Annotated in this window: 21 protein-coding genes; 11 read left to right on the forward strand and 10 right to left on the reverse strand. The window is 64.9% G+C overall.

From position 1 onward, the window contains the following. Positions 1 to 104 precede the first annotated feature (104 nt). Together AC07O3_RS16845 and AC07O3_RS16850 are read right to left on the reverse strand one after the other, a co-directional pair. Positions 105 to 566 (reverse strand): hypothetical protein, encoded by a 462-nt coding sequence (locus AC07O3_RS16845; protein WP_495339862.1) that lies wholly within the window; start codon positions 564 to 566, stop codon positions 105 to 107. 17 nt (positions 567 to 583) lie between these two features. Continuing rightward, positions 584 to 976 (reverse strand): hypothetical protein, encoded by a 393-nt coding sequence (locus AC07O3_RS16850; protein WP_426389795.1) that lies wholly within the window; start codon positions 974 to 976, stop codon positions 584 to 586. Positions 977 to 1,267: 291 nt separating this feature from the next. Between AC07O3_RS16850 and AC07O3_RS16855 the strand changes: the two genes are divergently transcribed. Next, complete coding sequence (locus AC07O3_RS16855; RefSeq protein ID WP_307616515.1) at positions 1,268 to 1,486, forward strand: hypothetical protein; 219 nt, start codon at positions 1,268 to 1,270, stop codon at positions 1,484 to 1,486. A gap of 35 nt (positions 1,487 to 1,521) precedes the next feature. On the opposite strand, the gene AC07O3_RS16860 is transcribed toward AC07O3_RS16855, so the two are convergent. Beyond that, positions 1,522 to 1,905: a hypothetical protein gene (locus tag AC07O3_RS16860; protein ID WP_495339863.1), complete on the reverse strand. Its 384-nt coding sequence runs from the start codon at positions 1,903 to 1,905 to the stop codon at positions 1,522 to 1,524. An 83-nt stretch (positions 1,906 to 1,988) separates the two neighbouring features. Beyond that, the gene (locus tag AC07O3_RS16865) at positions 1,989 to 3,335 is read right to left on the reverse strand and encodes an MFS family transporter (RefSeq protein ID WP_093080502.1); all 1,347 of its coding nucleotides are present in this window, start codon (positions 3,333 to 3,335) and stop codon (positions 1,989 to 1,991) included. A 190-nt stretch (positions 3,336 to 3,525) separates the two neighbouring features. Here AC07O3_RS16865 and AC07O3_RS16870 point away from each other — a divergent pair, with 190 nt between their 5' ends. Further along, a complete protein-coding gene (locus AC07O3_RS16870) occupies positions 3,526 to 3,909 on the forward strand; it encodes a nuclear transport factor 2 family protein (RefSeq protein ID WP_495339864.1) in 384 nt (127 codons plus the stop codon). Next, on the forward strand, positions 3,906 to 4,724 hold the full coding sequence (locus tag AC07O3_RS16875; protein WP_495339865.1) for a DUF4303 domain-containing protein: 819 nt from the start codon (positions 3,906 to 3,908) through the stop codon (positions 4,722 to 4,724). The genes AC07O3_RS16870 and AC07O3_RS16875 overlap by 4 nt, the downstream gene beginning before the upstream one ends. 101 nt (positions 4,725 to 4,825) lie before the next feature. On the opposite strand, the gene AC07O3_RS16880 is transcribed toward AC07O3_RS16875, so the two are convergent. Continuing rightward, positions 4,826 to 5,422 (reverse strand): TetR/AcrR family transcriptional regulator, encoded by a 597-nt coding sequence (locus AC07O3_RS16880; protein WP_354339209.1) that lies wholly within the window; start codon positions 5,420 to 5,422, stop codon positions 4,826 to 4,828. Positions 5,423 to 5,715: 293 nt separating this feature from the next. Here AC07O3_RS16880 and AC07O3_RS16885 point away from each other — a divergent pair, with 293 nt between their 5' ends. The 7 genes from AC07O3_RS16885 to AC07O3_RS16915 all read left to right on the forward strand — a co-directional run bounded on the left by AC07O3_RS16885 (position 5,716) and on the right by AC07O3_RS16915 (position 14,085). Next, positions 5,716 to 6,504: an SDR family NAD(P)-dependent oxidoreductase gene (locus AC07O3_RS16885; RefSeq protein ID WP_495339866.1), complete on the forward strand. Its 789-nt coding sequence runs from the start codon at positions 5,716 to 5,718 to the stop codon at positions 6,502 to 6,504. A gap of 35 nt (positions 6,505 to 6,539) precedes the next feature. Next, positions 6,540 to 7,526 (forward strand): acrylyl-CoA reductase (NADPH), encoded by a 987-nt coding sequence (gene acuI, locus AC07O3_RS16890; protein ID WP_495339867.1) that lies wholly within the window; start codon positions 6,540 to 6,542, stop codon positions 7,524 to 7,526. Positions 7,527 to 7,582: 56 nt separating this feature from the next. Then, positions 7,583 to 8,413 carry an alpha/beta fold hydrolase gene (locus AC07O3_RS16895; protein ID WP_495339868.1) on the forward strand — a complete coding sequence of 277 codons (831 nt, stop codon included), beginning with the start codon at positions 7,583 to 7,585 and terminating at the stop codon, positions 8,411 to 8,413. Between the two features lie 12 nt (positions 8,414 to 8,425). Further along, positions 8,426 to 9,427, forward strand: coding sequence for an NADP-dependent oxidoreductase (locus AC07O3_RS16900; RefSeq protein ID WP_495339869.1), 1,002 nt, complete (start codon positions 8,426 to 8,428; stop codon positions 9,425 to 9,427). A 676-nt stretch (positions 9,428 to 10,103) separates the two neighbouring features. Then, positions 10,104 to 10,793: a response regulator transcription factor gene (locus tag AC07O3_RS16905; protein WP_495339870.1), complete on the forward strand. Its 690-nt coding sequence runs from the start codon at positions 10,104 to 10,106 to the stop codon at positions 10,791 to 10,793. A gap of 74 nt (positions 10,794 to 10,867) precedes the next feature. After that, the gene (locus tag AC07O3_RS16910) at positions 10,868 to 12,616 is read left to right on the forward strand and encodes an ATP-binding response regulator (RefSeq protein ID WP_495339871.1); all 1,749 of its coding nucleotides are present in this window, start codon (positions 10,868 to 10,870) and stop codon (positions 12,614 to 12,616) included. Positions 12,617 to 12,726: 110 nt separating this feature from the next. Next, complete coding sequence (locus tag AC07O3_RS16915; protein WP_495339872.1) at positions 12,727 to 14,085, forward strand: DUF8696 domain-containing protein; 1,359 nt, start codon at positions 12,727 to 12,729, stop codon at positions 14,083 to 14,085. 52 nt (positions 14,086 to 14,137) lie between these two features. On the opposite strand, the gene AC07O3_RS16920 is transcribed toward AC07O3_RS16915, so the two are convergent. The 5 genes from AC07O3_RS16920 to AC07O3_RS16940 form a co-directional block, all read right to left on the reverse strand. After that, the gene (locus AC07O3_RS16920) at positions 14,138 to 15,031 is read right to left on the reverse strand and encodes a DMT family transporter (protein ID WP_097198472.1); all 894 of its coding nucleotides are present in this window, start codon (positions 15,029 to 15,031) and stop codon (positions 14,138 to 14,140) included. 217 nt (positions 15,032 to 15,248) lie between these two features. Beyond that, a complete protein-coding gene (locus tag AC07O3_RS16925; RefSeq protein ID WP_093058168.1) occupies positions 15,249 to 15,578 on the reverse strand; it encodes a hypothetical protein in 330 nt (109 codons plus the stop codon). Between the two features lie 120 nt (positions 15,579 to 15,698). Then, positions 15,699 to 16,313, reverse strand: coding sequence for a response regulator transcription factor (locus tag AC07O3_RS16930; protein ID WP_307616502.1), 615 nt, complete (start codon positions 16,311 to 16,313; stop codon positions 15,699 to 15,701). A 5-nt stretch (positions 16,314 to 16,318) separates the two neighbouring features. Next, positions 16,319 to 18,493, reverse strand: a complete 2,175-nt coding sequence (locus AC07O3_RS16935; protein WP_495339873.1) for a sensor histidine kinase — start codon at positions 18,491 to 18,493, stop codon at positions 16,319 to 16,321. An 83-nt stretch (positions 18,494 to 18,576) separates the two neighbouring features. Continuing rightward, positions 18,577 to 22,128 (reverse strand): indolepyruvate ferredoxin oxidoreductase family protein, encoded by a 3,552-nt coding sequence (locus AC07O3_RS16940; protein ID WP_495339874.1) that lies wholly within the window; start codon positions 22,126 to 22,128, stop codon positions 18,577 to 18,579. Between the two features lie 276 nt (positions 22,129 to 22,404). Between AC07O3_RS16940 and AC07O3_RS16945 the strand changes: the two genes are divergently transcribed. After that, positions 22,405 to 23,292 (forward strand): LysR family transcriptional regulator, encoded by an 888-nt coding sequence (locus tag AC07O3_RS16945; RefSeq protein WP_093058171.1) that lies wholly within the window; start codon positions 22,405 to 22,407, stop codon positions 23,290 to 23,292. Positions 23,293 to 23,823: the final 531 nt, after the last annotated feature.

Genomic DNA, 23,823 nt, shown 5'->3' on the forward strand with positions numbered 1-23,823 from the left:
CTGTCCCGTCGTTTCTGGACATGTCTTCTGGTCCATCGGTTTGTTCCCCTTGGGCAAGAAGACGCAATGAGCCATCGGGTTGAGTTCAGCGCAAGACAGCCGAATCAACGGCGCGGAACACTGGCTCGCCAGATTCCCTTCACGATCAGCACTGCGAGCAGCACGCCTGCTCCGGCAAAGACGACGCAGGCAAGCACAAAGCGAAGCGGCGCCTGTGCCAGCACGATGTCCGGTGCTCCCCATGGCGCGGAAATGACGCCTTTGAAAAGGCCTCGAACGGCAATGTAGACAGGTGCTCCCCCGAAGAGGAGAGCCAGGAAAATGCCGAAGGCCTTCAACTGCCACGGCGACAGCACGGTGTTTTCAAAACCGCTGTCCTCGAATCGGGCACTTCCCAGGATCGGGAGGTTGAATATGACGACGACGAGCGCGAAGAAGGCGACAAGCACTGCGGGGATGAGGAAGATCCCTCCCAGCGCAGAGCTACTGCCCGAACGCATCTCGATCGCGCTGTAAGTCGCGCCGAGGAAGATGACAAGCGCAATTGCCCTGCGAAGCAAACCCATCGATTGATCCTGATGTGTCAAGTAAGGTCGAGATCCACGTCGTCGTCATTCCAGCGGCGCTCGATAAGCCAGGCAGCCAAAGCGGCGGTTGCCAGGCCCAGCAGGACGCTGCTCCAGCCCCATGGCCCCACGCGCCAGCGAGGCACCATCAGCAGGCATAGAGCCCAGAGCAGCGGGGCGCGCACCAGTGCCCGCAGGATTGCTCCGGGTACGAGGAACGTCATCAGGAAGATAAACGCCAACCCCAAGGCCCAGGCCACCAGCTGACCCAGGCCCATGACTGCAGACCAGCCCAGCATGCGAAAGAAATCCGCAACAGGTTCTGCATGCACGGACAGGCTTGTGAACGCCAGGAAGGCACCCACCCAGCGGGTGGGTCGAAGGTGCGATATCAGGGGCGGCGCGAGCATGGGCGCAGTATGCATACCCACGCCGTGTGCCGGATATCAGAGGCAGGAAGGCGCAAAGGCCGCAACCGGCAGGTGCATGGCCCGATACCGAAGACAGTTGTTCCTGGCCGATCAAGCGCCGCGCCGTGACGCGTATTTCTCTTGAGAGGCACGGGCGACAGCAGCGAGTGGCGCTTCGAAACAAAAATGACCCGGACCTTGCCCACTGTTGACCTATAGAGTCGAGCTTGGCGCAGGGTGGCAGTTCCATCCCGCTGGCGGCTTCCCCATCTTGTAAGGAAGGACGATGCGATGAGTAAGGATCAAGCTCGCCTGCAGCACCTCCTGGTGCGAATGCAGGCCCTGTACGGAGAGCACGATGCCGATGTTCTTCAGCTCCGTGACGCGGTGCAACGGCTGGAACTCGACGAGACCCGTGTACACGGGACGCTACGCTATTCCGATGCGCCGCTGTTTTCCGACCGGGCGGCACGCCTGGCGCGCGCGGGCCAGGACGCAGGCCTTTTGTAGAGCATGTGGCTTCGGTGTCCCGGCAACAGCAACGGCTACATCCGATCTGCGGTCGGCAGGTTGTCCGGCTCGTACTGCAACGCGGGCCCGTGGCAGTTAATGGAGTCTTGAAGGGAGTGGGCGAGCCAGAGATCGAGCATGTTGCTTGAAGGTGCGACGCTGCGTTCGTCTTGAGGCGGCGCACTGACAACATCACGCCGCTGGTCATGCCCCACCACCTCGCTGGCGAACCATCGGAAGATGTTGTTCCGGCTTTTCAGCCCATCGCTGGATCGAACGAAGAGAAAGCCTTGCAGCTCATTGCTCTCCGCGTCGACCGGGATGCCGGCGGCTCGCAAGGCTGTGACCTTCGCGCCGGTGTCCATGTCGAACGGCAGCTTCGGGGTGATGGTTGCGTTGTGGACCGTCCGTCTCGACATGGCTTTGCCCTCATGTTTCCTGGTGGCTCCGCAGACCCTGGAGAGCTTCTTCTCCGAAGGTCCGTCCTGCGTTGTCGCTCTCTCTACTTGTCGTGATGCAGGTATGTGGCCTGCTTCGGCAGCAGCAGGCTGACGAGGAAAGCCACTCCCATCATCCCTGTCACGTACCAGTAGAAGTACGACTCGTGCCCGATCGACTTCAGCCCCAGCGCCACGTATTCCGCGCTGCCGCCGAAGATGGCATTGCCCACCGCGTACGACAGGCCTACGCCCAGTGCACGAATCTCGGGCGGGAACATCTCGGCCTTCACGATGCCGCTGATCGAGGTGTAGAAGCTCACCACCGCCAGCGCGAGCGTGATCAGCATGCCGGCCACCAGCGGGCTGCTCACGTTCTGCAGGTTGCTCAGCACCGGCACCGTCATCAGCGCGCCCAATGCGCCGAACAGCAGCATGTTGGTGCGGCGGCCGATGCGGTCCGACAGCGCGCCGAACAGCGGCTGCATGCACATGTAGATGAACAGGCATGCCGTCATCACGTTGCTTGCGGTCTTGATCGACATGCCGGCCGAGTTCACCAGGTACTTCTGCATGTAGGTGGTGAATGTGTAGAAGATCAGCGAGCCGCCGGCCGTGTAGCCCAGCACCACGAAGAAGGCGCGCTTGTGGTTCGTGAACAGTTCGCGCATCGAGCCGGCGCCCTTGGCGGCGCGGGTCTTGGTGCTGGCGGTTTCGGTCAGCGTGCGGCGCAGCATGAGTGCGACCACCGCGGCGATAGCGCCGATGACGAACGGAATGCGCCAGCCCCAGCTCTTGAGCTCGGCCTCGTCGAGCACCTGCTGCAGCACCACCACGACAACCACCGCCAGCAATTGGCCGCCGATCAGCGTGACGTACTGGAACGACGAGAAGAAGCCGCGCTGTCCGCGCATTGCCACTTCGCTCATGTAGGTGGCGGTGGTGCCGTATTCGCCACCGACCGACAGGCCCTGCAGCAGCCGTGCGGCCAGCAGCAGCGCGGGCGCAGCGGCGCCGATCTGTGCATAGGTCGGCAGGCAGGCGATGACCAGCGAGCCCACGCACATCATGACGACCGAAGTCACCATCGAAGTCTTGCGACCCTTGCGGTCGGCCAGGCGGCCGAACAGCCAGCCGCCGATCGGGCGCATGAGGAAGCCGGCAGCGAACACGCCAGCGGTGTTCAGCAGCTGCACGGTGGGGTCGGACTTGGGGAAGAACGCCGGCGCGAAATAGATGGCGCAGAAAGCGTAGACGTAGAAGTCGAACCACTCCACCAGGTTGCCGGACGAGGCGGCAAAGATGGCGAAGATGCGCTTGCGCTTTTCTTCGAAGGTGTAGGGGGTGTTGTTGGCGGTGGTCGCGTCGGGGCTGGAGGCGCCGGCGGTCGCACTGCTTGCGATGGCGGTCATGGAAAGGGGTCCTTGCTTGTCTCTTGCTGCGGCCCGCCGCAAAGCCGCGCGAAGCCGTCCCGCCGAGTCTGTCCGGCCGCCGCCGGGTTGTCGTCCGTAGCCTGCCGCCGGGCGGCTACGTATCGGTACGCAAGGGTAAATACCTAGAATGGGGTGCCGCAAGCAAACGGGCTCGCAATGGAGGTCGATGATGGAAGAGCAGATCATCCGGACGGCTATCGACAGACATTGGGCTGCGTCCGCCGCAGGCGACCAGGTCGTCGAGCATGAGATCTATCACGACGATGCCGTGTGCACCTACCCGCAGTCAGGCGAGATCATCCACGGCCGGCACAACCTGCAGGCACTTCGCAGCCATCACCCCGGCAAGCCATCTGGGTTTGTGGTCCGGCGGATCGTGGGGGAGGGCAGTCTCTGGATAACCGAGTATGCGATCGACTACGGTGGCAAGAGCGCCTTCACCGTGAGCATCATGGAGTTCCGGGGTGGAAAGGTGTCGCGCGAGACTCAATACTTTGCCGATCCCTTCGACGCCCCCGCTTGGCGCGCCCAGTGGGTCGAACGGGCAGCGTGATTGCGCACAAGCTGATGTTCAAATTCAGGAGACACCGCGCCCCGCCAGAAGGAGTTCTCGCCGCCATGACATGGTCACTGTTCTACCGCTTCGACAACGAGGTGCCCACCGACTTCCACGAATTGCGCCAGTTCGGCAGCTCACTGTGGGCCGCGAGTGGCAAGGTGAAAACCATGGGGCGCTCCAGCGTCGCCGAGTTTGCCAGTCCGCAGGCCGCGAAGGACGCCCTCGTGCAGCGCAGCAGCGAGATCGAGGCCCAGGGCTACAAGCGGGTGCGCCAGGGCACACACGACCCGGCTCGCATCGACTTCCCCCTGCTCAGCGCCGAGATTCGCGATGGTGCTCGCCGCGCCTTCCAGGCCATTCGCGCGGCCCACCCCGACGAAACCATCCGCCTCTTCGCGCTCGGCAGTGACGACAGCGCGATGACCATCGTCCACGCCGCTGGCATTCTTGCGCTGGGCGAGCCCGGCGACATGGACGACGAAAGCGAGATCTGGTGCTCCGCCGAGTGGCCCCATTCGGAGGGCGACGAGTTCCTCGACATCGCCTACCGCATGATTCTGCCCTGCCACCGCAACGACTTGCCCTGCAGTGTTGAGTTCGACGTCTTGCACGCGGGCCTCTTCGAAGCCTGCGTCGCTGCGATGGAACAACTTGATCGCGAAGGGTTCTTTGGTACTGGCGCGGTGCGTGAAGAGGTTGTACTGCTGTGCCAGAGCGAAGGCGCCGAGGACATGGAAGGGTCGATTGCCCGGCTCAATACTCCGCGTGTGGTGGGGCGACTTGAACGCTGGATCAAGCTCTGCGAGTGAGTTCCGATGGGGATGGTCTTGGCGGGTTAACGGTCAGCGGAAACGTCGAAATCCGCAAAGCGGTCATCTTTCAGCGTGTGCAAGAAACTGGACTGGCTGATCTAGGCAGGGGAGGAGCCAAGGGTCGGCGAGGAAAGCCTCGACAGGACTGCAGTGCGGCAGACATCCAGAATTTCATCGGCGAGTGGTGAGTCGTCAGGACACGCCCGTGACAGCACTATTGCGCCGATTACCTGTGCAATGACGTCGATCCGCTTGGCACGCGCGTCGCCGCACTGATCGCCTTCCTCGGTCGCGCCGCACTGGTTTGCCAGGTTCGCCAGCAAGCTTTCAACGCCGGCCGCAAAAGCCGTCTTGATCGACTCCGTCTGACGCGCGGCATCTCCGCATAGTGCGGCCATCGTGCAACCGTCACCAGGAGCATCGCGGTGCTCACGGGACAAGTAGTGCTTGACGAACTCCATCGCATCGACGCCTTCGGCCTTGGCCGCCGTCTGCGCAAAACCGCATGTTGCCGCTTCTGCCATCAGGTCGGCCTTGGACCCGAAGTGCTTGTAGAAGCCACCATGGGTGAATCCTGCGCCCGCCATCAAGTCCGCAATCCCCACCCCGTCATAGCCTCGCTCGCGAAACAGCGTGGAGGCCGTCTCGACGATGTGTGCCCGGTTCGCCTGGGCCTGCGCTTTGGTGACCTTCATGTCCAGGATCTCTCTAGATGTGCCATCAGTGAAGTCATGAATATACATTGATGTTAATCATCATCAAACCCCTTGACAACAAAGATGACAATCGACATCATTAAGCCGACTCACCTCGGAAGGCTTCTGGAAATGAGCGATGCCCACCTGACTGCCCCCCTTCTTCGAGGTGGATGACGACAAATTCGCCTCTAGCCGCTGGGGCAACACGCGATCCAGTTCCTGAAGGAGTGATGCCGCCCGCACCCCCTTTTTCTGCCTGACCAACGACCTTTTCGATCAAGAGAAAACACATGACATCCCATTCCACTGTTCTCATCACGGGCGCCTCGACCGGCATTGGCGCCATCTATGCCGACCGCTTCGCACGCCGCGGCCACGACCTTGTGCTGGTGGCACGCGACAAGGCGCGGCTGGAAACGCTCGCTGCGCGCCTGCGCGAGGAAACCGGCGCTGCCGTCGATATCCTTCCGGCCGACCTGACCCAGCCCGGCGATTTGGCCGCAGTCGAGACACGCCTGCGCGAAGACGCCAGGATCGAAACCCTGATCAACAACGCCGGGGCTGCACTGTCCGGTCACTTCATCGACCAATCGACAGACGATGTCGCCCGCCTGGTCAGCCTCAACACCACCGCACTCGTAAGGCTGGCGAGCGCCGTCGCCCCGCGCCTGGCGCGGGCCGGCAAAGGCGCGATCGTCAACATCGGCTCGGTGGTCGGCCTGGCGCCCGAGTTCGGCATGTCGGTCTACGGCGCGACCAAGGCCTTCGTGCTGTTCCTGTCCCAGGGGCTGAGCCTGGAGCTCACGCCCAAGGGTGTCTACGTGCAGGCGGTGTTGCCAGCCGGAACCCGTACCGAGATCTGGGAGCGCGCGGGCATCGACAGCAGTTCGATGCCTGATCTGATGGGAGTGGAAGAACTGGTAGATGCCGCACTGGTCGGATTCGACCGCCGCGAACTCGTGACCATCCCGCCGCTGCATGATGGCGCGCGCTGGGAGGTGCTGAACGCGGCACGGCAGACCTTGATCGGGGACATCCGGCAGGCGCATGTGGCAGAGCGCTATCGAACCGTCGCCTGAAACGGCAAAAAGCTTCAGAACGGAACGGACGGCACATGACATTCAAGGCACTGCTCGCCAGCAAGACTGGCGACACCATTTCAAGCAGCCTGGTCGACTTCAAGGACGAAGATCTGATGCCGGGTGACGTCACCGTCGCGATCGAGTACTCGACGGTGAACTACAAGGACGCGATGGCGCTCAGTGGCCGGTCACCGGTCATTCGCCAGTTTCCGCTGATTCCGGGCATCGACTTTGCCGGTGTCGTCGAGTCGTCGACCTACCCCGGCCTCGTCGCCGGCGACCGTGTGCTGGCGACCGGCTGGGGACTGAGCCAGACGCACCACGGCGGCTTCGCGCAGAAGGCGCGGGTGAGCGGTGATTGGCTGGTCAAGATCCCGGAGGTCTTTTCGACCCGGGATGCCATGGCCATCGGCACCGCCGGGTTCACCGCCATGTTGGCCGTGCTCGCACTGGAGCATGGCGGTCTGACGCCCGAGCGTGGAGACATCCTGGTGACCGGCGCCAATGGCGGCTCCGGCTCTGTGGCCATCGCATTGCTGTCGGGCCTGGGCTATCGCGTGATCGCGTCGACCGGCCGACTCGACGAAGCCGCCTACCTGCGTGCGCTGGGCGCGGCGGACGTCATCGACCGCAAGACCCTGTCCGAAGCGGGCGCGCCGATCGCCAAGGAGCGGTGGGCCGGGGCCATCGATTCGGTGGGCAGCCATACGCTGGCGAACGTCCTGGCGCAGACCCGGTATCGCGGGGTGGTCGCGGCTTTCGGTCTTGCACAGGGCGCGGATCTGCCGGCATCCGTGCTGCCGTTCATCCTGCGCAACGTCACCCTCGCCGGCATCGACTCGGTCAATGCGCCGCAGCCTGTGCGGCTGCAGGCGTGGTCGCGCCTGGCCAGCGACCTGGATCTGGGCAAGCTTGCACGGACCATCAAGGTGATTGGCCTGGCAGAGGTGCCTGATGTCGCCAGTCAAGTCCTCGCAGGGAAGGTCCAGGGGCGCACCATCGTCGATGTGAACGCCTGACCGCCAACACGATGACGATGACGTTGACCCCTACCGACCGGCACCCAGGATCGAGCGTGCCCTACATCGACACCGCCACCCGATCGATCGATGTCGACGGGACTGCATTCGCGTACCGTGACCTCGGGCCGCGTAGTGGCGTGCCGCTGGTTCTGCTCAACCACTGGGGCGCGGTACTCGACAATTTCGACCCGCGTATCGTCGATGGGCTTTCCCGCAGGCATCGCATCATCGCCATCGACTACCGGGGAATTGGCGCTTCGGGCGGAACGGCACCTGTGACCATCGACGCGATGGCACGGGATGCGATCGCACTGATCCACGCGCTGGGTTTCGAGAAGGTCGATCTGCTTGGCTTCTCCCTCGGAGGATTCGTGGCGCAGGACATTGTGCTGAAAGCCCCCGGCCTGGTGCGCCGGCTCATCCTGACCGGTACGGGGCCGGCGGGCGGCAAAGGCATCGACCAGGTAGGGGCGGTCTCCTGGCCGCTGATGGTCAAAGGCTTGTTGACACTGCGCGATCCGAAGACCTACCTGTTCTTCACCTCCACGGCCAATGGTCGTCAAGCCGCCAAAGCCTTCCTGGAGCGGTTGAAGGAGCGCAAGACGGATCGGGACAATGGGCCAACGCCCAGTGCCTTCCTGCGACAGTTGAAGGCAATCAAGGCCTGGGGCCGGCAGGTGCCGCAGGATCTGGGCGGCATCCGCATCCCTGTGCTGATCGCCAATGGCGACAACGACATCATGGTGCCCACCGTGAACAGCCATGACATGGCGCGTCGCATTCCTGGCTCACAACTGGTCATCTACAAGGACGCCGGACATGGCGGGATTTTCCAGTACCACGGCGAGTTCGTGCCCAAGGCGCTGGCCTTCCTCAATGACTGAAAAAAGTACCCCATGAAAGCTTTCATCATCGATCGCTACGGAAAGAAAGAAGTTGGCCGCATCGGCGAAATGCCCGACCCCGAGGTCCGGGACGATGACGTCCTGATCCGGATCCACGCGGCGAGCATCAATCCCCTGGACACGAAGACCAGGAGCGGTGAATTCAAGCTGATTCTTCCCTACCGCCTCCCCCTGATCCTGGGCAACGACATGGCCGGAACGGTCGTGCGGGTCGGCGCTCGCGTTCGCAACTTCAAGCCCGGTGATGAGGTCTATGCACGCCCTGACGACGATCGCATCGGCACCTTCGCCGAGTTCATTGCCGTCAAGGAGTCGTCGCTGGCGCTGAAGCCCGCGAATCTCGGCATGGTCGAGGCCGCCTCCGTTCCTCTGGCGGCCCTGACGGCCTGGCAGGTGCTGGTCGAAACTGCCAAGCTGAAGAAGGGGCAGAAGGTGCTGATCCATGCCGGCTCCGGCGGCGTCGGCACCACCGCCATCCAGCTTGCCAAGCACCTCGGCGCGTTCGTGGCCACGACCACCAGTACGGCCAACATCGGCTGGGTGAAGGCCTTGGGCGCGGACGTCGTCATCGACTACAAGCAGCAGGACTTCGCCACGGTGCTTCGCGGCTACGACGTGGTGCTGAACAGCCTCGGCACCAACGAGCTGAACAAATCCCTCCAGGTTCTCAAGCCGGGCGGGCATCTCATCTCCATCTCCGGGCCACCCACCCCGACGTTCGCCATCGCGCGAGGACTGGCCTGGCCGCTCCAGCAGGTGCTGCGCCTGCTGAGTTTCGGCATCAGGAAGAAGGCAAAAAAGATCGGGGGTGAATACACCTTCGTCTTCATGCGGGCTGATGGGGCGCAGTTGCGCGAGATCACCGCCCTCGTCGAATCTGGTGCGATCCGTCCGGTCGTCGACAAAGTATTCCCGTTTCAGGACACCCACAAAGCTCTGGCTTACGTCGACAGTGGGCGCGCCAAGGGCAAGGTCGTGGTGCAGATGATTTAGCTGCCGCGCGATGTTGCGCGGAAAGCGCACGGTTGTGCCCGGGCTGTTCAACAAGCTGTCGTGCTTCGGCGTGCGTTTCTTGATACGGCGGTTCGCATCGCGGGTGGCGACTCAAGTGCTTGGCAAGCCGCGGTTCGAGCTGCCGACACGCTCCAAGCAGACAAGCCGCGTGGTCCAAGTAGCGAGTACGAGCAGCTCACCTTTAGCTTCGGTGGAAATGCCGTCCAAACCGCTGGCGTATTGAGTACCCCGGCGGCAACGAGAGAGATGCCGGTCTGCGGGCCGATTGCTCAATACGCCCTGCAATGAGATGTCCCGAAGGCATATGCCCTTCTGCCTATGCCTTTCTCTATTTGCGCGGCAATTGAACCTCTGCGTCACGAGCGTCAGCGCCAAACCGAACCGGTAGTGAGCAACGAGAGAGCGGCTTGATCGCTCATCAGTTCGATCAGGACTGTGTGGCTCTCCGGTGGAGACATGCGTGATTTCAATGCCGCCCTGCTGCTTAAGGCGTTCCATCCAAAGATGCAGGATGGTGTCGATATGGGGAAACGTCGCGCGATGTTGTGAAGCCCGAACCTCCTACCGATGGCAGATGTTGCTCATGGCAGAGCCGCGGATCTCATGACTTTGGTCATTTCAGGTTCGCAGCCATCCGCACTAAGATGCCCGGACCATGGCTACTGCCACCCCCCTGCCGCTGCATGCCGCGCCGTTGCGTAGCGAGGCCAGCGTTGCCATACCGGCGCGGGGCATCCTGGTGGTCGACGACCACGAGTTGGTGCGCCTGGGCCTGAGGGCGCTGCTGCTTGCGGAGACCGGCAGCGTGCCGGTGTACGAGGCACGCTCCCTGGCCGACGCATTGCGCTTGTACGAGTTCCATCTCACGTCGCATCTTCTGGTGCTGCTCGATCTCGATCTGCCCGACTCCCAGGGCCTGGATACCCTGGTGCGTTTCAGGCGTGCCTTTCCTGCATCGCGCGTGGTCGTGCTATCGGGCAAGGACAGCCATGCGTTGATGCAAGGGGTGATGGCGCTCGGGGCGCAGGCCTTTCTTCCCAAGACAGGTCACCTGGGCGAGGTGTTGCGCTACGTGAGGGACAACGATCTGGTCGCTCTGCCAGCCTCGCCGTCCACGGCCCCTGTCGCTGTCCGCACGACGCCAGCGACGGCGACGACTGAGTTGCAGCCGCAGCTCAATGCGCGCCAGGTCGAAATCCTCGACTGGCTGCTGGCCGGCAAGTCGAACAAAGAGATCGCACAGCTGTCGCACCTGACCGAGGGCACGGTCAAGAACCATGTGTCTACCCTGTTGTTGCTGTTCGGCGTGCGCTCGCGAGCCCAGCTCATCAGCAGTCTGAAGTGAGCCCACCGCGCCGTGCGGCCTTCGACGTGGCGATGCCCCGCATGCCTGCAATGAATGACTTGCATCCGCCCGAGTTGGCCGAGCGGGTGCTGCGCGAACAGGTGGCCGCGGTCCATGCCAACGCGCCGGCAGCCTATCTCGCGGACTTCCTCACGGCACAGTCGCTGGGCATCGGCCTGTTCGTGGCCACGTGGCGCTGGCAAGTCCTGCTGTGGATGGCACTGCACCTGGCGTTAACGCTGCGACGAGCCTATCGGCGCTACCAGCGCAGTCCTGATGCTGCCGCCCATCCCGAGTACTGGGCACGCTTCAATGCGCGCAACGTGTTGCTGCGCTCCTGTGTCTGGGGCCTGGCGCCGTGGCTGTGCGTTCCGCCGGGGCGCAACCTGGGGCTCTGGGTCATGGTCATCGTGATGATGATGGGCGGCTGCGCCGGCGGAGCACTGTCGCTGGCAGTTCTCAAGCGCAACATTCCACGCTTCATCGTGCCCAGCATGGCGAGCCTGACCTTGGCGCTGGCCTGGCGCGGCGATAGCACGCACCTGTTCCTTGCCACCGGCTGCCTGCTGTACATGTGCGTCATGATCATGTTCGCGCTGCAGCATCATCGGCTGCTGACAGCTGCGCTGACCATGCGTTTCGAAAAGGAGGCGCTGGCCGAGCAGCTGAGCCATCAGATTGCCGCAACCCAGCGTGTCAGCGAGGAGAAGACGCGCTTTCTTGCCGCGGCGAGCCACGATCTGCGCCAGCCTCTGCACGCCATCGCATTGTTCGGAGCCGTCATTGAGAAGAAGCTCAAGGGCACCGAGGAATGGAATCACGCGGTGCGGTTGATGGACGCGGTTGGAACGCTCGGCGATTCGCTCGACATCCTGCTGGATATCTCGCGACTTGATGCTGGCGAGGTGGCGCCGCAGATTCGACCCGTGGAGCTCAATCCGCTGTTCCTCGCGCTCAACAATGTGTTCGTGGCGCAGGCGGCCGATCGGGATCTGCAACTGCGGCTGCGTGCCACGCCTTGCTGGGTGCTGAGTGATCCGCAGCTGTTGCAGCGGCTGCTGTCCAATCTCGTGGACAACGCGCTCAAGTACACGGCGCGTGGCGGCGTGGTGGTGGCAGCCCGCGCGCGCGGTCCGCTGGTGTGGATCGACGTATGCGATACCGGCATCGGCATCGCGGATGAGCACCTCGGCCGCATCTTCGACGAGTTCTACCAGATCGGTAATCCGGGGCGCGATCGAGCACAGGGACTGGGCATCGGCCTGTCCATCGTGCAGCGGCTCTCACGCCTGCTGGCGCACCCGCTGCAGGTGCGCTCGCGCCTGCATCACGGCAGTCGCTTTCGCCTGGTGCTTCCGGCGGTGACCGCCTCGGGTGTCGTGCCACTCGCTGCATGCCCAGGCGCTGCCTTGCCATTGCCGCAGCGCGTGCTGCTCATCGATGATGAAGCCGCGATCCGCCAGGCCGTTACCGGGCTGCTGCAGGCCCACGGCGTAACCATCGATGCAGTGGCCAGCGAGGCCGAAGCCGAGGCCGTGCTGGTGCAAGCCGCACATGGAAGTACCCCTGTCGAAGTTCTGTTGTGCGACGTGCGGCTGGCCGACGGTGCCGACGGACTTGCCGCGGCGCAGCGACTGAGCGCGCGCTTCAGCCCTGGCTTGCAGGTATTGTTGATCACCGGGGAAACCGCGCCGCAACGACAGCGGCAGATGCTCGACTCCGGGTTGCAGGTGCTACTCAAGCCGGTGGCTGCCGACAGGCTGCTGCAGGCCCTTGCATCGCTGACGCGGCACGATACGACGCACGCTTGCATGCGCTCCTGAGCATCTTTTTTTGCTGCTCGGCGATGACCTTCGACACTAGATCGCAGGCGTTGCCGACCCTACCGTGGAGGCCTTCTCGTTCACTCCACTTGAAAAAAGGAAGGCCCATCATGAATACCACTCGTACCGTTTCCCGCGCATGGCGTGCACCTGCCGCGCTGCTGATGATGAACCTCGTGCTGGCCGCCTGCGGCGGTGGTGGGGGAGGAGGCGGCGGCTTCCCCGGCTTCGCTGTCGCTCCTGCACCTGCTCCTCAGGGAACGCAGACGCCGGCACCGACGCAGGAAGACACCGCGCCCTCCATCACGACACAGCCATCGGATACCACCATTGGCCAGGGCGTGACCGCCATGTTGAAGGTACAGGCTGTGCGTGCCACGACCTACCAGTGGCAGCGCAGCGTTGATGGCGGTGCCAACTGGACCGATGTTTCCGGCGCCACCAGCGACAGCTTCACCACAGCTGCCAATCAACTGGCCGACAGCGGCCAGCAGCTGCGCGTGCAAGTGACGGGCCCCAATGGCAGTGTGACCAGCCATGCCGCCACGCTGACGGTCAAACCCTGGGTCGCCAACGTGCTGGCGACCACCGGGGTGACATACAACCGTCCCTATCAACTCGTTCTGGATGCCAGCGGCGCGAACCTCTACGTGGCCATGGGAGGCAATGGTTCGGTCTACAGGATCGACACGGCCAGCGGCAGCGGCGCGGAAGTAACGCCGGGGACGACCATGAACACGCCGTATGGCCTGGCACTGGCCGCCGACGGTACCCTGTACGTGAGCGACCAGCATCGCATCAACAAGATCGCCCCCAACGCCACAACCTACAGCACCTGGGTGGGCAGTGGCACCAGCGGGTACGCCGACAGCCCGGCCGCTGCAATGTTCAACGACCCCGCCGGCATTGCGCTGGACAGCGCAGGCAACCTGTTCGTGGCAGACCTGGAAAACAAGCGCGTGCGCAAGGTCGCAGCTGATGGCACCACGAGCACGCTCGCGGGCGACGGCACGCAGGCCTACCTCGACGGAGTCGGCACGGCCGCCCAGATGGCGCGCCCGCAGGGCCTGGCGATCAGCCGTGATGGCAGCACGCTGTACGACACGGACACCGACGGCACATGCTTGCGCAAGATCGATGTGGCCAGCGCCACAGTGAGCACGCTGCTGGGCGATTGCAACGGCAACGCTGTTTCCAATGTGGTCGACGGAACGGCCGCCACGCCGGCCAAGCTCGGCTATTCCTACGGCGTAACGGTGGATGCACATGACAACGTGTTCCTGACGCATGCCTGGGATGGCGTGGCGCGAGTGGTCACGCCTGCGGGCGAGATCAGCACACTGCGGGACAGCACCGGCGCGGCGATCATCTTCAATTTTCCGATTGGTGTGGCGGTCGCCAGCGACGGGACCATCTACGTGGGCGCATCCAACGGCAACCAGATCTTCAAGCTCACGCTGGCGCCCTGAGCCGTTGATCTTGTCTGCCCGATGCGGCTTCGCACGCCCGCTTCGCCGCGGATCAGGTGGCCTGCCTCTTTGGCCGAGCAGATTTTGGCGCCTCGCTTCGCGCCAGCCACAGTCCGCTCGCAACGATCAATGCCCCGCCGCCCAGCGTCCATGCGTCGGGCGCGGCCTGCCAGAACACCCAGTCCAGCACAAGCGCCCAGGCCAGGGCGCTGTATTCGAAGGGGGCGATGGCGGCGGCCTGACCGTGACGGAAGGCCTCGGCGATAGCCATCTGGCCCAGAAAGCCGCTGATGGCCAAACCCGCAAGCACCCACGTGTGTTCAGCCTGGATTGGCACCCATTGCGGCGCCGACAGCAGACCGCCGCCCACTGCCATGCCGGCCGTGGTCCAGAAGACCAGCGCGGCGCTCGATTCGGTGCGGCTGATGAGCCGGCCCAGCATGTTCGACAGCGCATAGCAGACTGCGGCCACCAGAATCGCCAGAGCGCCCACCGAGAGGAAGGCACCCTGCTCAGGCCGCAGTGCGATCACGACACCGATGAAGCCCAGCCCGATCGCGATCCAGTGCCGCGGCTGGACCGACTCGCCCAGCATCGGCACGGCGATGAGCACCATCAGCATCGGAGCGATGAAAGTGAGTGTGTAGGCCTCTGCCAGGCCCAGGGTCTTCAGGCCATGGACGAAGAGCACGAGCATCGTCATGTTCAGCGCAGTGCGCAGCAGGTGCAGGCGCCAACGCAGCCGGCGGCTGAAAACGCCGGCTGCCTCGCGCCGCCAGGCGATGTACAGGCACACCAGGGGCAGAGCCGTGAGACCGCGCAGTGCCATCACCTGCACCGGCGGGTAGTGCCCGGCCAGGTTCTTGAGCAGCGCGTCCATGCAGGCAAAGAAGGCGCAAGCCAACAGCATCGCGGCGATGCCGCGCAGGGTTCCGGTCGAGTGCATGGTCGGGTTGTCTCGCGGCAGTGGCCGGGGAGGGAACTTGTTCTTGACCGCCTAGCATAGGCGCTGCGAACGCTTGGTCCTCGCCGAAAGTTGCCATCAACTCGAGAGCAGCGCTGCGATGCAACGACACTGAAACGGCACGGCCTTGGTGAGGTCCCCGGACCAGAAGACGTCGCAAAGCCCGCCCCAGGTCAGTTCGATATGCCGCCGAGAAATGTCAGGTCTTGTTGTCAGCCCGGCTCTGCTTCAGCCGGCGAATCTCGGCGAGCTGGAACCTGAAGGCATCGACCGCTTCCTTGGCCTTGGGCTCCCAGGTGTCGGTCTTCATGTGCGCGAGAACCGCCTCCAGCGCATCACCGAGTTGTCCAATCTGCCGTCCGTAGCTTCCGACGTCATCCAGAATCTGCTGCTCCAGAGCAGGGTCTGACGACTTGCCCATATTGATGTTGATGAACCCAAGCTGCCCATTGGCGATCTTGGTAAACCAAGTCCAGGGATTGATTTCCTGGCGCACATTGCCAGAGAGCGGCAAGTAAAAGTTCGGCATCGGAGTCCTCCTGCGCAACGCGACTGGCTGCGGCGATGAGGTCAAGCAAGAAGCTCGCCGAGCCACTTCCGGTCCTGCCATGGGCTCGCGCATTGGGCCCCCTTGCTTCCAGTCGGGTCGCTACAGGGCGTGTTCCCGCAGGAACCGGTCCAACTGATGGCTGTTCGCCAATCCCAGCTTGGCGAACACATGCGCGCGGTGGGTTTCCACGGTGCGCTGCTCCAGCGGCGCGAGCTCCTGCGCGATTTGCTTGTTGGGCTTGCCCTCGGCCACCAGCCGGGCCACCTGCATCTCGCGCGGCGTCAGCTTGTCCCACAGTGCCTGCGCGGCCTGGCGGGCCTGCCGGCGCGCGGCGATCTCGCCGGCTTGCTTCAATGCTTTGGCAATGCTGTCCAGCAGGCGTTCGTCGTTGCACGGTTTTTCCAACCAGCCGAAGGCGCCGTTCTGCACGGCCTCGACGGCCATCGGTATGTCGCCGTGGCCGGACAGGAAGATCACCACCAGCGGGCTGTCTTGTGCGCGCAGCGCATCGAACACCTGCAGGCCACTCACGCCGTCCATGCGCAGGTCCAGGATCACGCAGCCCGCGCGCTGCAAATCGGCGCCGGCCAGAAAGGCCTCGCCCGAGGCAAAGGTCTGCACCGCATAGCCGCGCGACAGCAGCAGCAGGCCCAACGAGCGGCGCACGGCCTCGTCGTCGTCCACCACGCACAGGTTGTTGGCAAGAGCGCTCATGGCGTTCATTGGGGTGTGATTTCCAGTTCGAGGGTGAAAACTGTGCCACCGCCGGCCCGGTTGGCAAAGGACAGCCGGCCGCGATGGGCCTCGACGATGGTGCGGCAGATGTTCAGGCCCAGCCCCAGCCCGCCGGTCTTGGTGGTGAAGAAGGGCGCGAACACCTGCTCGGCCAGCGCGGCGTCGATGCCCGGCCCGCGGTCGGCCACGCGGATGTGCATGCGCCCTTCGAGCACCTCGGCCTCGATCTCCACCAGCCGCTGTTCCGGTGGCGTGGCCTGCATGGCGTGCAGGCTGTTGGACAGCAGGTTCAGCAGCACCTGTTCGAGCAGCACGCGGTCGCCGCGCACCTCGGGCAGCCCTGCCGGTATGCGAACCTCGGCGCGCGCCTGGCGCATGCGCATCTCGCCCTGCAGCAGCGCCAGCGCGTTGCTGACCAGCGCCGCCACCGCGCAGTCTTCGGTGCCTGCGGTGCGCTGGCGCACGAAGCCGCGGATGCGCCGCACGATCTCGGCGCTGCGCTGGGCCTGGGCCATGGTCTCGTCGAGGCTGCTGACCAGCAACTGCTGGTTGCCCTGTTCCGCAAAAGCCTTGGCGGCGCTCGCGAAATTGCTCAGCGCCATCAGCGGCTGGTTCAGCTCGTGGGCCAGCGTAGAGGCCATTTCGCCGAGGCTGGCCAGGCGCTGGGCGTGCTGCAGCTGCTCGTCGTTCTGGCGCTGGCGCAGTTCGGCGCGCTTCTGCTCGGTGATGTCCACCACCGAGCTCATCCAGCCGCTGTGCTTGCCGTCGGCGTCGATCAGCGCGGCGGTGTAGACCATGGTGATCACCTCGTTCCCGTCGCGGTGCCGCAGGCGCGACTCGAAGCCCGCATGTGCGGGCTCGCCGCTCATCATGGCGTCGTAGTGGCGCCAGTGCAGCGTCACGTCGTCAGGGTGCCAGTAGGGGTAGGGCGGCAGCCGGCCGAGCAGTTCGTCGGCGCCGTAGCCGGTCATTTCGCAGAAGGCCAGGTTGACGTAGATGATGCGGCCGTCGAGGTCGCGTGCGCGCATGCCCACCAGCAGCGAATCTTCCATCGCCTTGCGGAAGGCGTGGGCCTCGTCGAGTTCGTGGGTGCGCTCGCGCACGCGCAGTTCCAGGTCGCGCCGCGCATCGCGCTGCTCGGCGAAGCGGCGTTCGCGCAGCTGCCAGTACAGGCCGCCCAGCAGCAGCAGGCTGGCACACAGCAGGCCCAGCATCCAGGCGCGTTCGCGCGCGCGAGTGACTTCGGCATGGTCGGCCATCACCGTCAGCGTCCAGCCGAGATCGGGCAGCGGCTCGTCCACCGCCAGGAAGCGGCGCGGCTGGCCGCCGAGGTCGGTGCGCACGAGGTAGCCGGGCCCGCCTTCGTCGCGATCGACCTTCCACGGCAGCGCCGGAAAGTTCGTGCGCGCGCCGTACTGCTGGTCGCGCCGCATGCCTTCGATCTCGGCGGCGCCCAGGGCTCGCGTGGCCTGGTACATCCATGACTGCACCGAACTCAGGAACACGATGCCGCGCGCGTCGGTCAGCAAGATGGGGTCGCGCGCGAAGGTCCAGGCATCCTGCAACTGGCGCAGGCTGACCTTGACCGTCACCACGCCCAGCACTGCGCCGCCGTCCGGCCGCACCGGTGCCGAAATGAAGAGCCCCGGCTCGCCGGTCGTCTGGCCCACACCGTAGAACAAGCCGTTGCGTCCCGCGCGGGCGTCGATGAAGTAGGGCCGGTTGGCATACGACTCGCCGACGAAGGTCTGCGGCGTCGCCCAGTTGCTGGCCGCCAGCGTCATGCCCTGCAGGTCGATCAGGTAGAGCGCATCAGAGCCCGCCTGGCGGTTCACTTCCTCGATGTAGCGGTTGGCGCGCTGCTTCACCGCCGAGTCTTGCGGATGGGCCAGCGCGGCCAGCACATCCGGATGCAGGCTTGCCGTGAACGGGAGGTAGCTGTACTTGCCGGCGGCATCGCGCAGGCCCAGCACGTGGACTTCCATGGCGCGGCGGATCGAGTCGGCCTGGAAGTTAGCTTCGCGGCTCGCGGCCCATTGGGCTGCGAGGCCGATCAGCAGCAGCGCCAGTGCGAGTACGGCCGCCCATGCGGCTGCCGCGCGGTAGCGGCGGCGCGGGCGGGTTGGGGGTGGCGCAGGAGCGGGCGTGATTGGCGGCATGGGAGACAGGGGCCGACCGGCGCGGCGATCAGAATTTTGCCCTGATCGCCGGCAGGCCCCCTCGAATGCCGCTGGCTCGGGGCTCAGGCCGCCACGGGTTGCGCCTGCTGCGGGGTGCGTGCACGGGCGGCTGGCGCCACGTCCAGCTGCTTCACCAGCGCACCCCATCGCACGCGCGCCGACACCACGCTCTCTTCCTTCACATGCCCGAAGCCGCGGATCTGCTCGGGTAGCCGTGCCAGCGACAGCGCGGTGTCGAAGTCGATGCGATCGAAACGCGCAAGCACGTCCTCGACCATCGCACGGTAGTCCTCGATCAGCTGCCGCTCCATGCGGCGCTCGGCGGTACGGCCAAACGGGTCGAGCGCCGTGCCGCGCAGGCCGCGCAACTTCGCGAGCAGGCGGAACGCGCTCATCATCCACGGCCCGAAGCTCGTCTTCACCGCGCGGCCCTCGGCGTCGCGGCGGCCGAGCACCGGCGGGGCGAGGTGGAAGCGCAGCACCGGTTTGCCTTCGAACTGCTCGCCCAGCTTTTCCATGAAGCGCTTGTCGGTGTACAGCCGCGCAACCTCGTACTCGTCCTTGTAGGCCATGAGCTTGAACAGGCCCGATGCCACGGCCCTCGCCAGCTGCATGCTGCCGCGCTCGCGCTGTTCGACCACGCGCACGCGTTCCACCAGCTCGGCATAGCGCTGCGCATACGCCGCGTTCTGGTACGCCGTGAGGAATGCGGTGCGGTCCGCCACCAGCGCCTCGAAGCTCTGCGGCCGCTGCAGCGCCACCACCTTCGAAGGCGCGGCTTCAAGCGTTACTGCGGCAAGATCCAGCGCCGCCTTGCGGCCCCAGCGGAACGCAGCCTGGTTCGCCTTCACGGCTACGCCGTTGATCTCGATGGCCTTGTTCAATGCCTCGGCGGACAGCGGCACAAAGCCCTTCTGGAACGCAAAGCCCAGCAGGAACAGGTTTGCCGCAATCGCATCGCCCATGAGCCGCGTTGCCAACTGCGTCGCATCGATGAAGTCCGCGCGGCCTTCGACCGATTCTTCGATCAGCGCGCGCACCTGCGCGGCCGGGAAATCCCAGTCGGGTTGCTGCGCGAAATGCCCCGTCGGCTGCTCGAAGGTGTTGACCAGCGCATAGGTGCGCCCCGGCCGCATGCGCGCGATGGCATCGGGCGCGCCAGCTGTGAGCATGTCGCAGCCCAGGATCAGGTCGGCCTCGCCGGTAGGAATGCGCTGCGCCTTCAGCTGCGCCGCGTCGCGCGCGATGCGCACGTGCGACGTTACCGAGCCGTTCTTCTGCGACATGCCCGTCATGTCGAGCACGCTCACGCCCTTGCCCTCGAGGTGCGCCGCCATGCCGATCAGCGCGCCGATGGTGATGACGCCCGTACCGCCGATGCCGGTGATCAGGATGTTGTGCATGCCTTCGAGCGCGAGCGGTGCCGGATCGGGCAGGGCGGCCTCTTCCGCCGGAGCCTTTGCCGCCACCGGCGCCTGCTTGCGCGGCTTCACGCCTTCCACCGTCACGAAGCTCGGGCAGAAACCCTTGATGCACGACTCGTCGGCATTGCACGCGCTCTGGTCCACGCTGCGCTTCAGGCCCAGGTCGGTCTGCTTTGGCAGCAGCGCGGTGCAGTTCGACTGCTCGCCGCAGTCGCCGCAGCCTTCGCACACCGCGTCGTTGATGAACACGCGCCGCGCGGCCTGCGGAAATTTGCCCTTCTTGCGACGGCGGCGCTTCTCGGCTGCGCACACCTGGTCGTAGATGAGCACCGACACGCCCTCGAACTCGCGCAGCTCACGCTGCACCGTGTCCATGTCGTCGCGGTGGTGCACGGTGAGCACGAAGCCGTCGCGCTCCGGCGGCAGCACGCTGCGGTCGGCCCAGCGCGTCGGGTCTTCTGCCACCAGCGCAAGGCGCTTCACGCCTTCGGCCGCCATCTGGTGCGCGATGCGCGGCACGGTGATGGGCCCGTCGACCGGCTGCCCACCCGTCATTGCGACCGCGTCGTTGTAGAGGATCTTGTAGGTGATGCTCACGCCAGCGGCCACGGCCGCGCGTATCGCTAGCGAGCCCGAGTGGTAGTACGTGCCGTCGCCCAGGTTCGCGAACACGTGCTTGCGCTTCGAGAACCACGCCTGCCCCAGCCATGGCGCACCTTCGCCACCCATGTGCGTCGTCGTCTTGTTGTGCTCGGGGTAGATGGCCGTTGCCATCACATGGCAGCCGATGCCCGCGAGCGCGAGGCTGCCTTCGGGCACCTTGGTCGAGGTGTTGTGCGGGCAGCCCGAGCAGTACCAGGCTGGCCGCGAGGGCGTGGCCACGGCCTTGCCCAGCACCACGTCCTTCGCGTCAAGAATGGCGAGCCGCATGCGGATGCGGTCGCTGGTGTGAAAGCGCGCCACGCGCCCTGCGATCACGCGCGCGATCTGCGCCACCGAGAAATCGGCCGTTGCCGGCAGCAGCCAGCGGCCACGCGGATGCACCCACTCGCCCTGTTCGTCGAACTTGCCGATCACGCGCGGGCGCACGTTTTCGCGCCAGTTGTAGGGATGCTCCTTGAGCTGGTACTCGACGATCTGGCGCTTCTCTTCCACGACCAGAATCTCTTCGAGCCCGTCGGCAAACTCGCGGATCGAATCGGGCTCCAGCGGCCACGGCATCGACACCTTGAAGAGGCGAATGCCGATGCGCGCGGCCTCGTCTGCATCGATACCGAGTTCTTCCAGCGCTTCGAGCACATCGCGGTACGACTTGCCCGAGGCCACGATGCCCAGCCGCGCCTTGGGCGAGTCGATGGTCACGCGGTTCAGCCGGTTGGCGCGCGCATAGGCGATGGCGGCGTAGATCTTGTAGTCCTGCATCAGCGCTTCCTGCTTGCGCGCCTGCACGCCGAGCGTGTCGGTCGACAGGCGCGCGTGCACGCCGCCGGGCGGGAACACGAAGTCCGAAGGCAGCCGCGTGTGCTCGTCGAGCGCGCCGGCCGGTATAGAGCCGGAAGATTCGACCGTGTCGGCCAGCGCCTTGAAGCCCACCGGCAGCCCTGCGAAGCGCGACATCGCGAAGCCGTGCAGGCCCAGCTCGATGTATTCCTCCACGCTCTGCGGATAGAGCATCGGGATCATCGAGGCGGCGAACAGGTGGTCGCTCTGGTTGGGCAGCGTGGAAGAAGACGCGCCGTGGTCGTCGCCCGCCACCAGCAGGATGCCGCCGTTGGGCGAGGTGCCCGCATGGCTCATGTGCTTGAACACGTCGCCGCAGCGGTCCACGCCGGGTGCCTTGCCGTACCACATGGCAAACACGCCATCGACCGTGCTTTCGCCGGTCAGGTGCACCTGCTGCGTGCCCCAGACGGCGGTGGCGGCCAGCTCCTCATTCACGCCGGGCAAGAACTTGACGGCGTTGGCTTCGAACTGCGGCTGCGCCTTCCACAGCGCTTCGTCCAGGCCGCCGAGCGGCGAGCCTCGGTAGCCCGAAACAAAGCCCGCGGTGTTCAGCCCCGCCTTCTGGTCGCGCCATTTCTGTACGAGCATGAGGCGCACCAGCGCCTGGATGCCGCTGAGGTAGATCCGGCCTTCTGTGGCCGTGTATTTGTCGTCCAGCGCAACGCTGGCCAGTTCGTGGGATGCCATGACTGAAAAAGACTCCGGGTAGGACTCGTTGAAATGCGGGCGTGGCCCCGGTAGAGGGCCGGCTCGCGAGATGCCTCGCCGGGGTAGACGGCGAGGCAGCAACGATTCTTCCGCCTTGTCTTCTGAAAGTGCTTCTTCGTTTTGGCAAAGCGCGGCGCTTTACGGAAGATCTGTCTTTTGCAGGTGCGATCGACCGAAAGGATTTCGGCCGTCTCGAGCCGGCCCGCTGGCCCGCTGGCCCGACAATGGCGGCCCCCGCAGCACGACGAGAACCCGATGAGACCCGACCTCGATTCGCTGGCGCTTTTCCTGCGCGCCATTGAGCACGGCAGCCTGTCGAAGGCCGCCGCCGAGAGCCACATGGTGCTGTCGGCCGCGAGCCGCCGCCTGTCCATTCTCGAAGGCCACCTGGGCGTCGCGCTGCTCAACCGCACCTCGAAGGGCGTGACGCCCACTGGCGCCGGCGAATCGCTGGCCATGCATGCGCGCCAGATCCTGCGCGACGTCGATCGCATGCGGGCCGACCTGTCCGACTACGCACAGGGCGCCACCGGCCGCGTGCGGCTGCATGCCAATGCCTCGGCCATGGGCCAGTTCTTGCCCGACGACGTGGCGAGCTTTCGCCAGCGCTACCCCGAGATCCGCGTGAGCGTGGAAGAGCACCGCAGCGTCTACATCGTGCAGGCCATCCGCGACCGGCAGGCCGACGTGGGCGTCATCACCAGCGAGGCGGCCGACCCGGCGCTCAACTTCATTCCCTACCGCACCGACCGGCTGGTGGCCATCGTGCGGCAGAAGCATCCGTGGCGCGGGCGCGAGGTGTCGTTCGAGGAACTGCTCGACTTCGATTTCGTGGGGCTGGAAGACGACTCCGCCATCTCCCGAACGATGGAAGACGCCGCCATGAGCGCGCGCAAGGTGCTGAAGCTGCGTGTGCGCGTGAAGAGCTTCGAGGCGGTGTGCCGGATGATCGAAGCGGGCATGGGCGTGGGCATCCTGCCCGAGGGGGCTGCGGTGACCTATCGCAAGGAGATGAAGCTGCGTTTCATCAATCTCACCGATGCTTGGGCTTCACGACGGATGTATCTGTGCACGCGGCAGGAGGCGTTGAGCTTTCCGCAGCGCCGGTTGGTCGACCATCTGTTGGCGCGCGGGATGCCGTAGGGCTCGGGTTCATTCGGGGCGACGCTCACGCCGATGGGGTACCTTGCTCCGCGAATGTCCCCCGGCCTGCGGCCTCCTCCTTTATTTCGCTGCGCAAGGCACCCCGTCGGCGTGATCGTTCAGAGCCGCTGCGGAAGCTGCATTTGTTGGCGGTCGCCGAGACTTCATGTCGCATGTAGCGGCTATTTCGCCGGGTTCTTCTCTAGAGTGGATGCCCCTGTCACTCGATACCCCAACAAGGGAAGAAGAAAGGCGCAACACACCCAAGCCACCTAGATGTTCGAAGGCTGCTTGCCTCGCGGCAGGTTGTCGGTGCGAAAGCAGCGATGCAGATGCGAGGTATCAAAAGGCGACGGCCGAGGTGTTACGAGCACCCCAGCCGTCTAACCAAGTTCGTGCACTTGCCTTGGAAGGAACGCACAAAAATGGCTACCAAGACTATAGCCCGGCCTCACACGCCGGTAGCTTCCGAAGACAACGCCCAAGACCCGGCGGATCTTCTCGAAAACACCCTCTCTCAGCTTGAAGCTC

Source organism: Variovorax sp. GW821-FHT09D05 (assembly GCF_059416325.1).